The sequence below is a fragment of the Salmonella sp. SAL00653 genome (assembly GCF_046552515.1).
GTDB lineage: Bacteria > Pseudomonadota > Gammaproteobacteria > Enterobacterales > Enterobacteriaceae > Salmonella > Salmonella enterica.
This window is the reverse complement of the sequence record NZ_JBGDTY010000024.1, coordinates 17,649-31,289: the sequence shown is the minus strand read 5'-3', so window position 1 is coordinate 31,289 and position 13,641 is coordinate 17,649. Positions and strand designations below refer to the sequence as shown.

Annotated in this window: 11 protein-coding genes; 6 read left to right on the top strand and 5 right to left on the bottom strand. The window is 55.7% G+C overall.

The features are described from left to right. Positions 1-18 precede the first annotated feature (18 nt). Positions 19-2,199, top strand: coding sequence for a catalase/peroxidase HPI (katG, locus tag ACLJRU_RS21865; RefSeq protein ID WP_000108112.1), 2,181 nt, complete (start codon positions 19-21; stop codon positions 2,197-2,199). A gap of 57 nt (positions 2,200-2,256) precedes the next feature. Here the strand turns inward: katG and ACLJRU_RS21860 are convergent, their stop codons facing one another. The 4 genes from ACLJRU_RS21860 to ptsP form a co-directional block, all read right to left on the bottom strand. Beyond that, positions 2,257-2,880 carry a DUF1287 domain-containing protein gene (locus ACLJRU_RS21860; RefSeq protein ID WP_001541258.1) on the bottom strand — a complete coding sequence of 208 codons (624 nt, stop codon included), beginning with the start codon at positions 2,878-2,880 and terminating at the stop codon, positions 2,257-2,259. A 258-nt stretch (positions 2,881-3,138) separates the two neighbouring features. Next, entirely contained in the window at positions 3,139-4,236 is a 1,098-nt protein-coding gene (locus ACLJRU_RS21855) for a glycerol dehydrogenase (RefSeq protein ID WP_023235447.1), read from the bottom strand. 11 nt (positions 4,237-4,247) lie between these two features. Further along, a complete protein-coding gene (gene fsa / locus ACLJRU_RS21850; RefSeq protein WP_000424866.1) occupies positions 4,248-4,910 on the bottom strand; it encodes a fructose-6-phosphate aldolase in 663 nt (220 codons plus the stop codon). Between the two features lie 10 nt (positions 4,911-4,920). Beyond that, complete coding sequence (ptsP, locus tag ACLJRU_RS21845; RefSeq protein ID WP_001128497.1) at positions 4,921-7,422, bottom strand: phosphoenolpyruvate--protein phosphotransferase; 2,502 nt, start codon at positions 7,420-7,422, stop codon at positions 4,921-4,923. A 308-nt stretch (positions 7,423-7,730) separates the two neighbouring features. Here ptsP and ACLJRU_RS21840 point away from each other — a divergent pair, with 308 nt between their 5' ends. The 5 genes from ACLJRU_RS21840 to ACLJRU_RS21820 all read left to right on the top strand — a co-directional run bounded on the left by ACLJRU_RS21840 (position 7,731) and on the right by ACLJRU_RS21820 (position 12,740). Further along, positions 7,731-8,810 (top strand): PTS fructose transporter subunit EIIC, encoded by a 1,080-nt coding sequence (locus tag ACLJRU_RS21840; RefSeq protein ID WP_023235448.1) that lies wholly within the window; start codon positions 7,731-7,733, stop codon positions 8,808-8,810. 14 nt (positions 8,811-8,824) lie between these two features. Continuing rightward, on the top strand, positions 8,825-9,145 hold the full coding sequence (locus ACLJRU_RS21835) for a PTS fructose-like transporter subunit IIB (RefSeq protein WP_000161258.1): 321 nt from the start codon (positions 8,825-8,827) through the stop codon (positions 9,143-9,145). A 98-nt stretch (positions 9,146-9,243) separates the two neighbouring features. Then, positions 9,244-11,541: a formate C-acetyltransferase gene (locus ACLJRU_RS21830; protein WP_001541261.1), complete on the top strand. Its 2,298-nt coding sequence runs from the start codon at positions 9,244-9,246 to the stop codon at positions 11,539-11,541. Continuing rightward, complete coding sequence (locus ACLJRU_RS21825; protein WP_001541262.1) at positions 11,507-12,385, top strand: [formate-C-acetyltransferase]-activating enzyme; 879 nt, start codon at positions 11,507-11,509, stop codon at positions 12,383-12,385. Before ACLJRU_RS21830 ends, ACLJRU_RS21825 begins: the two co-directional genes overlap by 35 nt. Before the next feature lies 1 nt (position 12,386). Then, positions 12,387-12,740: a PTS fructose-like transporter subunit IIB gene (locus ACLJRU_RS21820; RefSeq protein ID WP_000290522.1), complete on the top strand. Its 354-nt coding sequence runs from the start codon at positions 12,387-12,389 to the stop codon at positions 12,738-12,740. On the opposite strand, the gene ACLJRU_RS21815 is transcribed toward ACLJRU_RS21820, so the two are convergent. Beyond that, positions 12,727-13,578: a helix-turn-helix transcriptional regulator gene (locus tag ACLJRU_RS21815; RefSeq protein WP_000274596.1), complete on the bottom strand. Its 852-nt coding sequence runs from the start codon at positions 13,576-13,578 to the stop codon at positions 12,727-12,729. The genes ACLJRU_RS21820 and ACLJRU_RS21815 overlap by 14 nt on opposite strands. Between the last annotated feature and the right edge of the window lie 63 nt (positions 13,579-13,641).

Sequence of the window (13,641 nt, the reverse complement as noted above, 5' to 3'; positions counted from 1 at the left end):
TTAAAAGGGAGCTGAGATATGAGCACGACCGACGATACCCATAACACGTTATCCACTGGAAAATGTCCTTTCCATCAGGGGGGGCATGACCGAAGCGCAGGCGCAGGGACAGCCAGCCGCGACTGGTGGCCGAACCAGCTTCGCGTGGATCTTTTGAATCAACATTCCAACCGTTCTAACCCGCTGGGCGAAGACTTTGACTACCGCAAAGAGTTTAGCAAGTTAGACTACTCCGCCCTGAAAGGGGATCTCAAGGCGCTGCTGACCGATTCACAACCGTGGTGGCCCGCCGACTGGGGCAGCTATGTCGGTTTGTTTATTCGTATGGCCTGGCATGGCGCTGGCACCTACCGTTCTATTGATGGTCGTGGCGGCGCGGGTCGTGGTCAACAGCGTTTTGCGCCGCTTAACTCCTGGCCGGATAACGTCAGCCTGGATAAGGCGCGTCGTTTGTTGTGGCCGATTAAGCAGAAATATGGCCAGAAAATTTCCTGGGCCGACCTGTTTATTCTGGCGGGTAACGTGGCGCTGGAAAACTCCGGCTTCCGTACCTTCGGTTTTGGCGCCGGGCGTGAAGATGTCTGGGAACCGGATCTGGATGTGAACTGGGGCGATGAAAAAGCCTGGTTGACTCACCGACACCCTGAAGCGCTGGCAAAAGCGCCGCTGGGCGCGACCGAGATGGGCCTTATCTACGTTAACCCGGAAGGGCCGGATCACAGCGGCGAACCACTTTCTGCCGCCGCCGCCATTCGCGCTACCTTTGGCAATATGGGGATGAACGACGAAGAAACCGTGGCGTTGATCGCTGGCGGGCATACCCTCGGTAAAACCCACGGCGCGGCAGCGGCATCCCATGTAGGGGCCGATCCGGAAGCCGCGCCGATTGAAGCGCAGGGCTTAGGTTGGGCCAGCAGCTATGGTAGCGGCGTTGGCGCGGATGCTATCACCTCCGGGCTGGAAGTGGTCTGGACGCAGACGCCGACCCAGTGGAGCAACTATTTCTTCGAGAACCTGTTCAAATATGAGTGGGTACAAACCCGTAGTCCGGCTGGCGCTATCCAGTTTGAAGCGGTTGATGCGCCGGATATCATCCCGGACCCGTTCGATCCGTCGAAAAAACGTAAGCCAACCATGCTGGTCACCGACCTGACGCTGCGTTTTGATCCGGAGTTCGAGAAGATTTCCCGTCGTTTCCTTAACGATCCGCAGGCCTTTAATGAAGCCTTTGCTCGTGCCTGGTTCAAACTGACGCACAGAGATATGGGACCAAAAGCGCGTTACATCGGACCGGAAGTGCCGAAAGAAGATCTGATCTGGCAGGACCCGTTGCCGCAACCGCTCTATCAGCCAACGCAGGAAGACATTATCAACCTGAAAGCGGCGATCGCTGCATCCGGGCTTTCTATTAGCGAGATGGTTTCGGTTGCCTGGGCATCCGCGTCTACTTTCCGCGGTGGCGATAAGCGTGGCGGCGCTAACGGCGCGCGTCTGGCATTAGCGCCTCAGCGCGACTGGGAGGTCAACGCCGTTGCGGCTCGCGTTCTGCCGGTATTAGAAGCGCTCCAGAAAACGACGAATAAAGCTTCGCTGGCCGATATTATTGTGCTGGCGGGCGTGGTCGGTATCGAGCAGGCGGCCGCTGCTGCGGGTGTCAGCATCAGCGTACCTTTTGCGCCGGGCCGGGTGGATGCGCGTCAGGATCAGACCGACATCGAGATGTTCTCGCTGCTTGAACCGATTGCCGATGGATTCCGTAACTATCGTGCGCGTCTGGATGTGTCGACGACCGAATCGCTGTTGATTGATAAAGCGCAGCAGTTAACGTTGACCGCACCGGAAATGACGGTACTGGTTGGCGGGATGCGTGTGCTGGGAACCAACTTTGACGGCAGCCAGAACGGTGTCTTTACTGACAGACCGGGCGTGCTCAGCACTGACTTCTTCGCTAATCTGCTGGATATGCGTTACGAGTGGAAACCGACCGACGAATCTAATGAGCTGTTCGAAGGCCGGGATCGTCTGACTGGCGAGGTGAAATACACGGCGACCCGCGCCGATCTGGTGTTTGGTTCCAACTCCGTACTGCGCGCGCTGGCGGAAGTTTACGCGTGTAGCGATGCGCACGAGAAGTTTGTGAAGGACTTCGTCGCGGCATGGGTGAAAGTGATGAACCTGGACCGTTTCGATCTGCAATAATCTGATGGGTTAATTCGTCAGCGGCTGCTATTCGGTAGTCGCTGACGTTTTCCGCGTTTAATGCGAAAAATAACGAAAATGCCCCGTGACTTTCCAGTTAAATAATACATCTTCCTCCTGTGCTCCCGCGCCTATGTTATGCACAACCAGCGGCACCCCTTCAGGCGTGACGTTCAGGGATACCACGCCAATATGCGCAAGGCCGTTATCCAGTCGCCAGGAGACAATATCTCCCGGTTGATAATCGCTATATTTATCTGTCACCGGTAACGCTTTGTTGTGACGCTGGAACCAGGTTTCCAGATTCGGAACGCGGCGATGGTCGATATTGCTGTCCGGGCGTTTCAGCTTCCAGTTATTCGGGTAGGCAGAGAAATGCGCCTGCATGTCTTCATGTACCCGTTTCTGTAAATCAACCTGCTGACTGCGCAGCGCGCGGATGACGACATCTGCACATACGCCACGCTCCAGCGGAAGATCGCCATTCGGATAATCCAGACGAACATAGGCAGCATCATAAAATAGCGTCTTACCTATTTGCGTCCCGGCACTTTGGGTGATTGCAGCATTAGTTTGCGCCTGAACGGTTATTGGTCTGGTATCAGAGCGTGGCGAATGATGAGAGATATGGCTAATAAAAAAAGCAGCAAGAATACCGATAAGCGCCTGTGCGAATTTCATCTTCTTCGTCCGTGAAGTGTGTCAGTACGTCATTTGACTTTCCGCGGAGAGAATGGTGCGTGATAAAAAAGTCTATTTCAGGACAAAATGGACTGATTCCAGGCTATGGAATACCTGATGATGGCGCTTCGCTTACCCGGCCTGGATGATTGGATAACAAGGCCAGATAAGGTGCCTGTGTCGACATTCGGCAAATGAATTCTGTTGTGTCAGCAAGCTGAAATACTCCTGACTATTGTCAGGAGTATTGCTCAGACCTTATTCCCATTCCTGCAAGAAGCGTTGACCATACTGGTCGGCGACCAGCAGCGCGGCGTACACTTCATCCGGCGTTGCGCCGCCAGGCATGTTATGAATAGTTTCACCTTCTGCGCAGGAGGCTTCCGCGACGGTGCGCATTTTGGCCGGGATATCCTGTTTAATATCCAGTTGCGCCAGCGTAATCGGCAGGCCAACGGAATGGCACAGCGCCGCAACGGTTTCGATTTCTTCGACCGGCGCGTTTTCCAGCACCAGTTGCGTCAGCGTACCGAAAGCGACCTTCTCACCGTGATAATAGTGGTGCGCATCCGGAATCGCCGTTAAACCGTTATGAATCGCGTGCGCTGCGGCCAGACCGCCGCTTTCAAAACCGACCCCGCTCAGGTAGGTGTTGGCTTCGATGACGCGTTCCAGCGCTGGCGTGACGACGTGCTGTTCGGCGGCCAACATGGCTTTTTCGCCTTCTTCGATCAGCGTGTTATAGCATAGCTCCGCCAGCGCGGCCTGTGTACACTTGCCGCCCGCTATTGTGGTGGCGCCGCTGCGTGAGCAGGCGCGCGCTTCAAACCAGGTCGCCAGCGCATCGCCGATACCGGCTGCCAGCAGACGCGCCGGCGCGCCCGCCACTATCTGCGTATCGACAATAACCATATTCGGGTTATGCGGCAGCAGCAGATAACGGTCAAACTCACCGGCATCGGTATAAATAACCGAGAGTGCGCTGCACGGTGCGTCGGTAGAGGCGATAGTCGGCGCGATAGCGACCGGGACGTTCATAAAATGCGCCAGCGCTTTGGCGGTATCCAGCGTTTTACCGCCGCCGATACCCAGTACGGCGCCACACTGACTTTTCTCGGCGACGGCGCGCAGCCTGTCGATCTCATTTTGCGAACATTCGCCGCCAAACGGGGCGATTTCTACTGACAAACCGGCATCCGTCAGGCTTTTGCGCAGCGTCTCTTCGGCAAATCCCAGCACGAATTTATCGCCCACAACCAGCCAGTTGTTCGCCATTGGTTTTAAATAATCGCCAAGACGCGCGATGACGTTTGCACCCTGAATATACTTACCTGGTGACTGAATAATGCGATCCATACATTTCTCTCCTACAGGTTCAGATTACCAAAAGCGTTTTTCCAGTCTTGCTCAAACTTCTCTATTGCCGACTCTACCGCAGGCGTATTGAGCATTTGTTGCGCTACATCTAAAGGAAGGGTAATCGCCTGGCAACCTGCCAGTAAGCAATCCAGCGCCTGCCGCGGCGTTTTAAAGCTGGCCGCCAGTACCATGCTGTCGGGCGCGTGATGTTCCAGTAGCGTTTGCAGCTCCTGAACCATACGAATGCCATCGCCGCCCTGCGCATCAACGCGGTTGACGTAGGGAGCGACATATTTTGCGCCCGCCAGCGCCGCCAGCAGGCCCTGCGATGCGCTGTAGACGGCGGTGCCCAGCGTCACGATGCCTTCTTTTTTCAGCAATTTAATCGCTGCAAGACCTTCGGCGGTCACCGGAATTTTCACCACAATGCCGGGGATGGCGTTATTCAGTCGTTTGGCTTCTTCCACCATCCCTTTCGCGTCGCGGCTCATGGTCTGCGCAAATAAAGTGCCTTCTTCGCCGATGGCGTTTTGCAGCCTGGGCAGCACATCCCAGATAGATTCTTTGCTGGCTGCCACAATGCTTGGATTGGTGGTGACGCCGGCAATCGGGAAAATGCGCGCCAGACGTTCAACTTCCGCCACGTTAGCGGTATCCAGATAGAGTTCCATAGTCTTTCCTTTACAGTTCAAGTTCATGTTGCAGCAGGCTGGCGATAGCGTCGGCGGAAGCGGCGTTAACCAGCGTGTTGCGGAATTCTTCGTGCATGATGCGGCGGGCCAGGCGCGAGAAAATACGCATATGCTGGTCGCCCGCGGCGTGTTTGTTAAGCGTCAGCATAATGATGAACTGCGCCTCGTCATCTCCCCAGCGTACCGGCGCGTTCAGGCGCGCCACGCTGATGGTGGACTGTTCGATATGTTCCGATTTGCTGTGCGGAATGGCAAAGCTAAAGCCCAGTCCGGTGGAGAATACCGCCTCGCGCGCCCATAGATCGGCTTCCAGTTTGCGCGGGTAGCGGCAGCGGCCCGCCAGCAGCAGATTGTCGGTCATGCCTTTAATCACTTCCTCTTTGCTGCGCCAGTCGCTATCAAGCGTTATGCATTGGGCGGTAACCAGCGGGGCATCCTGCTGCGACATGCGGAACTGCGCCAGCAGATGCTCCACCTCCAGCGAGGTGCGGCAGGCCATCGCCTGATTCAACAACTGGCGGCAGGCTCGGCTGTCGAGTTGTGCCATCCGCGCTTTGGCGGCGGGAATCGACGGCGCGCCCATGCTGATCTCGTCCAGCCCCAGACCTACCAGCAATGGCAGAACCGAACCTTTGGCCCCCAGTTCGCCGCACAGACCAATCCATTTGCCCTGACGATGTACCGCCTGCACCGCGAAATCCAACGCGCGCAGGAAGGCGGGATTCAGGCTGTTGTAGTGACGAGTGACTTTGGCGTTATCACGGTCTACCGCCAGCAGGTATTGTGTTAGATCGTTACTACCAATACTAAAGAAATCAATCTCTTCACAGCATTGATCGATGATGAACATCACCGACGGCACTTCCAGCATAATGCCGAGTGGGATCTTCTCATCGAACGGGATATGTTCATTACGCAGCTGCTGTTTGGCTTCCGCCAGCTTCTCTTTGACCCACAGAATCTCTTCCATAGAGGAGATCATCGGGATCATGATTTTCAGGTTGCCGTGGGCGGACGCGCGGAGGATCGAGCGTAGCTGGGTGGTAAACAGAGAAGCGTACTCTTCATAAATACGGACGGCGCGATAGCCGAGGAATGGGTTGGCTTCGGCAGGAATATTCAGATAATCAACGGGCTTATCGCCGCCTATATCCATTGTGCGCACAATAATGCTGCGTCCCTTTGCGGACTCCAGCGCCTGGCAAAAAATATTGTACAGCTCGTTTTCGTCCGGCGCGCAGGCGCGGTCCATATACAGCATTTCTGTGCGGAACAGGCCAACCGCTTCCGCGCCGTTACTAAAGGCCGCTTGCGCCTCGACGGAGTGCGCGATGTTGGCGGCGACCTCCATGCGGATGCCGTCAGCGGTGCGCGCTTCCTGGGTCAGCCAGATGCGCTGCTGTTCGCGCAGGGCGTCTTGCACGCGGGCTTCCTGCTGATAGTAACGAGTGACAGGCTCGTCAGGCGCAACGACAATCGCGCCTGCGTTGCCGTCAATATAAACCGTCTGCTGACGCCACGGTGTTAAGGCCTCAATCTCCACGCCAACCAGGGTGGGAATGTTGAATGAGCGGGCGAGAATCACCGTGTGCGAAGTGGTGCCGCCGCTTTTTAACAGCAGACCTTTGAGAAAGGTTTTATCCAGTTCGAGGAACTGGCTTGGCGTCAACTCTTCCGCCATACAGATAGATGGCCGGGTCAACTGGCCCGGCGCCGGAAAGCGCTGCTCACCGTAAATGTGTTGCAGTAACTGGAAGCAAACGTCACGAACATCCAGCGCGCGTTCCTGTAAATAGCTGCTGCTGGCGCGAGCGAACTCATTGCAGAAATGGTTCGCGCTTTCCACGATTGCCTGCGCGCAGCTTAAACCGCGCAGAACGCCGTCCAGTAAATGCTGACGCAGTGAAGCGTCGCCTGCCAGCGAACGATGGGCTTCCAGAATCGCGCTGGCGGCACCGTCACTGTCGAGCTGACGAAACTCAATATGCTTTATCAACATCGCTAAGCCATTGTCCAGCGAGGCTTGTTCCGTCTCTGTGTCGTTGGCGGTCGGGAGTTCGCCGAGCGCATTGAGATCCAGGGAAGAGAGTGGCGTCAGTACGCCGCCCGCGCTGCCGCTACACACGCTACGGGCGCGGTAAATCTGCGGATTCAGCTGGGTCAACGACGCCGGAAGCGGCTCCAGTTCGCTGTTTTTAATCTCCGCCAGCGGCGCGTCGCAGAGTGGGAATTCATCGCGCAGCCATTGACTCAGACGCTGACAGGCAACCTGTTCATCGGCACCGGAAATCACCAGCTGACAGTGGTCGCCAGCCAGCGTGTCGGTGCCAATCAGCGCCAGCGCGCTTTTGGCGCTGCCTTTGCGATCGGTGCGCAGGTTGTGCCACTCAATTTGCGACGTGAAGGTATTACACAGTGTTTCTACGTGGCTTGCCGGGCGCGCATGTACGCCATTCGGCAGTTCACAGGTAAATTCCACAATAAGGGGCATTGCCTCTCTCCCATAACGATTCTCTCGCTACAGCATAAAAGGAGGTAGCCGGAATACGCCATGTGACAAATCTGTCAAAAGCTGGATAAATGTAATGTAGCGCAAAAAGTGCGAGTTGTCTCACAACTTAGCGTGGTAGCGCGTGTTTTACCTTTTTCAGAAGTTATGAAGCGGATCGCATTTTTATACTGATATTACAAAAATCCAGTAAATGGCCTTTTTATCCACTGTCTGCGCGGCAATGGATTGCCTATTGTTTTCCGCAGTAACTTTATGGACATGGGCTTTATCCAGCCCGGGAGCGACTTATGAAAGAGTTGGTACAGATCCTGAAAAATACCCGCCAGCACCTGATGACCGGTGTTTCGCATATGATCCCCTTTGTGGTGGCTGGCGGAATTTTGCTGGCAGTCTCCGTCATGCTATATGGCAAGGGCGCCGTACCCGATGCCGCCACCGATCCGAATCTTAAAAAACTGTTTGATATCGGTGTCGCCGGGCTGACGCTGATGGTGCCTTTCCTCGCCGCATACATCGGCTACTCCATTGCCGAACGCTCCGCGCTGGCTCCTTGCGCGATTGGTGCCTGGGTGGGTAACAGCTTCGGCGCGGGCTTTTTCGGGGCACTTATCGCCGGACTTATCGGCGGGATCGTGGTGCATTACTTGAAGAAAATCCCGGTGCATAAGGTGCTGCGTTCTGTGATGCCTGTTTTTGTGATTCCCATCGTTGGCACTTTTATCACCGCGGGCATCATGATGTGGGGGCTGGGCGAACCGATCGGTGCGCTGACAAGCAGCCTGACCCAATGGCTGCAAGGGATGCAGCAGGGCAGCATCGTGCTGCTGGCGGTGATCATGGGGCTGATGCTGGCTTTTGATATGGGCGGTCCGGTTAATAAAGTCGCTTATGCGTTCATGCTGATTTGCGTGGCGCAGGGCGTATATACCGTGGTGGCTATCGCCGCGGTGAGCATCTGCGTACCGCCGCTGGGACTGGGGCTGGCGACGCTGATTGGCCGCAAGAATTTTTCTGTTGAAGAGCGCGAAGCCGGTAAAGCCGCGCTGGTCATGGGCTGCGTGGGCGTAACGGAAGGGGCGATTCCTTTCGCCGCTGCCGATCCGCTGCGCGTGATCCCATCCATTATGGTGGGCTCCGCTTGCGGTGCGGTAATGGCCGCGCTGTTTGGCGCGCAGTGTTATGCCGGTTGGGGCGGTTTAATTGTTCTGCCAGTCGTGGAAGGCAAGCTGGGTTATGTCGCGGCAGTCGCCGTGGGCGCGGTGGTAACGGCAGTCTGCGTTAACGTGCTGAAAAGCCTGACGCGTAAGAATGTGTCGCAAGTTGACGAAAAAGAAGACGACCTGGATTTAGATTTTGAGATGAATTAAGCGAGGAATAAGCCATGACTAAAATTATTGCAGTAACCGCGTGTCCTTCTGGTGTTGCGCATACCTATATGGCGGCTGAAGCGCTGGAAAGCGCAGCCAAAGCGAAAGGTTGGGATGTGAAAGTGGAGACTCAGGGCTCGATTGGGCTGGAAAATGAACTGACGGCAGAGGATGTGGCGAGCGCCGATATGGTGATTTTGACTAAAGATATCGGCATCAAGTTCGAAGAGCGGTTTGCGGGTAAAACTATCGTTCGCGTCAATATCAGCGACGCGGTAAAACGCGCCGACGCCATTATGAACAAAATTGACGCCCATCTTTCGCAAACCGCGTAACGTTAAAATGCCCAATGGCGCAAGTTTATCGGGCCTGCTCGCAGGCCCGATAAGAGATTTATGCCGCCATCCGGCGCTCGTGTCCACAGGAGCTCCTCATGACCCATCGTATTCAACGCCTCAAAGCCGCTCTGTTTCAGAATCACCGTGAAATTTCTCTGGAGCGCGCGCTGCTTTATACCGCCAGCCATCAGCAGACGGAGGGCGAACCGGTCATTTTGCGCCGCGCCAAAGCGACGGCGTATATCCTTGAACATGTTGAAATTTCGATTCGTGACGAGGAGCTGATTGCCGGAAACCGAACCGTTAAGCCGCGCGCGGGTATTATGTCGCCGGAAATGGACCCGTATTGGCTGCTTAACGAGCTGGATCGGTTCCCGACGCGTCCGCAGGACCGTTTTGATATCAGCGAAGAGGATAAGCGCCTCTATCGTGAGGTTCTATTCCCGTACTGGGAAAAACGGTCGATGAAAGATTTTATTAACGGGCAGATGACCGATGAGGTGAAAGCCGCCGTCAGCACCCGGATTTTTAGCATTAACCAGACGGATAAAGGGCAGGGGCATATCATTATTGATTATCCACGCTTGCTCAATAACGGGCTGGGTGAACTGGCGGCGCAGATGCGCGCGCGCTGCGAGCAACAGCCGGAAAACGACTTTTATCAGGCCGCTCTGTTGTTACTTGAGGCATCGCAACGCCACATCCTGCGTTATGCCGTACTGGCGGAACAGCAGGCGGAGCGCTGCCCGGACGCTCGTCGTCGTCAGGAACTGCTCACCATTGCCGCCAATTCGCGGCATAACGCGCAGCACAAACCACAGACGTTCTGGCAAGCATGTCAGCTGTTCTGGTACATGAACATTATTTTGCAGTACGAGTCCAACGCCAGTTCGCTGTCGCTCGGGCGCTTTGACCAGTACATGCTGCCGTTTTATCAGACTTCGCTCACTCAGGGCGACGATCCGGCGTTCCTGAAAGAGTTGCTCGAGTCGCTGTGGGTGAAATGCAACGATATCGTGCTGCTGCGTTCCACCAGTAGCGCGCGCTATTTTGCCGGTTTCCCGACGGGTTACACCGCGCTGCTGGGCGGATTGACGGAAAGCGGACGCAGCGCGGTAAACGTGCTCTCTTTTCTCTGCCTGGATGCCTACCAGAGCGTGCAGTTGCCGCAGCCGAATCTCGGCGTGCGCACTAACGCGCTGATTGATACGCCGTTCCTGCTCAAGACCGCCGAGACCATTCGCCTCGGTACCGGCATTCCACAGATTTTCAATGACGAAGTGGTGGTTCCCGCGTTCCTTAACCGTGGCGTGTCGTTGGAGGATGCGCGCGATTATGCGGTGGTGGGATGTGTTGAGCTGTCGATTCCGGGCAGAACCTACGGGCTGCATGACATCGCCATGTTTAATCTGCTGAAAGTGATGGAAATCAGCTTGTATGAAAATGAGGGCAACGACACTCTTACTTATGAGGCGTTGCTGGCGCATATTCGCGCCAAAATCAGTCACTACATTACACTAATGGTAGAAGGCAGCAATATTTGCGATATCGGCCATCGTGACTGGGCGCCGGTGCCGCTGCTCTCTTCGTTTATCAGCGACTGCCTGGAGAAAGGGCGAGACATCACCGACGGCGGCGCGCGCTATAACTTTTCGGGCGTACAGGGCATCGGTATCGCCAACCTGAGTGATTCCCTTCATGCGCTCAATGGGCTGGTATTCGATCAGCAGCGCCTGAGTTTTGATGCGCTGCTGTCGATCCTGAAAAACAACTTCGCCACGCCAGAAGGGGAAAAGATCCGCGCCAGGCTTATCAACCGCTTCGAAAAATATGGCAACGACATTGATAATGTCGATAACATCAGCGCCGAACTGCTGCGGTATTACTGCAAAGAGGTGGAAAAATACCAGAATCCGCGCGGCGGCCAGTTTACGCCGGGTTCATACACGGTTTCCGCGCATGTGCCGCTGGGAGCGGTGGTCGGCGCGACACCGGACGGGCGTTTTGCCGGAGAACAGCTGGCGGATGGCGGCCTGTCGCCGATGCTCGGACAGGATATGCAAGGGCCGACGGCGGTACTAAAATCAGTAAGTAAGTTGGATAACACGCTGCTGTCGAACGGTACGTTGCTGAACGTGAAGTTTACTCCTGCGACTCTGGAAGGAGAGGCGGGACTGCGCAAGCTGGCGGATTTCCTGCGCGCGTTTACCCAGCTCAAACTGCAGCACATCCAGTTTAATGTGGTGAATGCCGACACATTGCGCGAAGCGCAGCTACGGCCTCAGGATTTCGCTGGGCTGGTGGTGCGCGTGGCGGGCTACAGCGCCTTCTTTGTCGAGCTGTCGAAGGAGATTCAGGATGACATTATTCGCCGCACCGCGCATCAGTTGTGAGGTTGTGGGGGCGCGCGATGAGGAGACCGCGCGTATCTTCAATATCCAGCGCTATTCGCTGAATGACGGGCAGGGGATTCGTACGGTGGTCTTTTTTAAGGGCTGTCCGCATACCTGTCCGTGGTGCGCTAATCCGGAATCTATCTCGCCGCGCATTGAAACGGTGCGCCGGGAAAATAAATGCCTGCGTTGCACGCCGTGTCTGCGGGATGCCGACGAATGTCCTTCCGGCGCGTTTGAGCGTATTGGGCGTGATATTACGCTGGATGAACTGGAACGCGAAGTGCTGAAAGACGACATCTTCTTTCGTACTTCCGGCGGCGGGGTGACGCTTTCTGGAGGCGAAGTGCTGATGCAGGCGCCGTTCGCCACGCGCTTCTTACAGCGATTGCGGCGTTGGGGCGTTCCTTGTGCTATTGAAACGGCTGGCGATACGTCGGCCAGCCGTCTACTGCCGTTGGCAAGGGCGTGTGATGAGGTATTGTTTGATCTGAAAATTATGGATGTGGAGCGGGCGCGCGAGGTGATCAACATGAATCTGCCGCGCGTACTGGAGAATTTACGGTTACTGGTTAGCGAGGGAATCACGGTGATCCCTCGTTTGCCGTTGATTCCTGGCTTTACGCTTAACGCAGAGAATCTGCAGTGCGCGTTAACATTGTTGAGATCATTAGGAATAAAGCAGGTTCACCTGCTACCGTTTCATCAGTACGGCGAGCCGAAATACCGGCTGCTTGGAAAATCATGGATGATGAAAGATATTCCCGCGCCGTCGGTGCAAGAGATCGCTGTGTTTCGGGAGATGGCGGAGCAAGCAGGATTTCAGGTCACCACAGGAGGTTAATATGGCAGTACCTGTACGGCATCTGGTGGCAGTGACCGCCTGCGTGAGCGGTGTAGCGCATACCTATATGGCTGCTGAACGGCTGGAAAAACTTTGCCAGCAGGAGAAGTGGAGCATCAAGATTGAAACCCAGGGGGCACTCGGTACAGAGAACCGCTTAACGGAAGAGGATATCCGCCGTGCCGATGTTGTGTTGCTCATTACCGATATCGAGCTGGCGGGCGTGGAGCGATTTACCCGGAGTCGCTATGTCCAGTCGGGGATCAGCGCTTTTTTGCGGGAGCCACAGCGGGTAATGAGCGCTGTGCGTAAACTCCTTTCCGCGCCGCAACATACCCACCTTATCCTGGAGTAATCTGCTTTTCCGTTAGCTGGCTGTGATACTGGCGGCGATACTCCGACGGCGAGCGTTCCGTATTTTTGCGAAACAGGCGGCAGAAATAGTTACTGTCGACAAAGCCGCAACGGTGCGCCACCTCTTTCACTTTCAGGTCATAGCCCTTCAGCAACGTTTTGGCGTGTTCCAGTCGCGTATGGTTCAGGTATTCGTTAAAGCCGATGGCCCCCGTTTTCTGGAACAGGTGCGAGAGGTAATTTGGCGAGATATAAAACGCTTGTGCTACCGATTCGCGCGTCAACGGCGCGGCGTAGCGTTCATCAATATACTCCCGAATGGCTTCAAAAAGCGCGCGGCTGCGGGAGGCGGTCTGGATTTGGCTGCCGAGCAGATCGCGGCAATGGCTTAGTAGGCTGGCGACAATCAATCTGGCCGTTTGCTGCTCTTGCGGCTGCATCTGCATCTCATTAAGCGTTTGTAACAGGAACGAGCCGATACGCGGGCCGCGGCGCGCAACGTGCTGTTTCGTGAGGTTTTGATGCTGCTGACCATCCCAGTGGACTACGCTGAAACCTAACTGCTGTTTGCCAAACAGAATGCTCAGGGTGGTGACGGGCGTTTGCCATTGCGGGATGTTCCAGCCGCCAGCCGGAACGTAGAGAACATCGCAAGGAATGAGCGGGGCGGTAATGCTCATGTCAGTAAGCTCGCCCTCCAGCACAATCTCCAGCCGCGGAAAATCCACCTGGTACGCCAGTTCCGGCGCTGGGCCGCTGGCGCTGGCAAAATAAATCTGGCGCAGCGGCAGCGGGCCGTTGATGAGACGGGAGAGAAGGTGGCTGACGTCGTGATACATGATAATCCCCTGCCGATCGCAAACAGAGGAAACAGTAACGTCGAAAACCGATGTCCTCAAGCG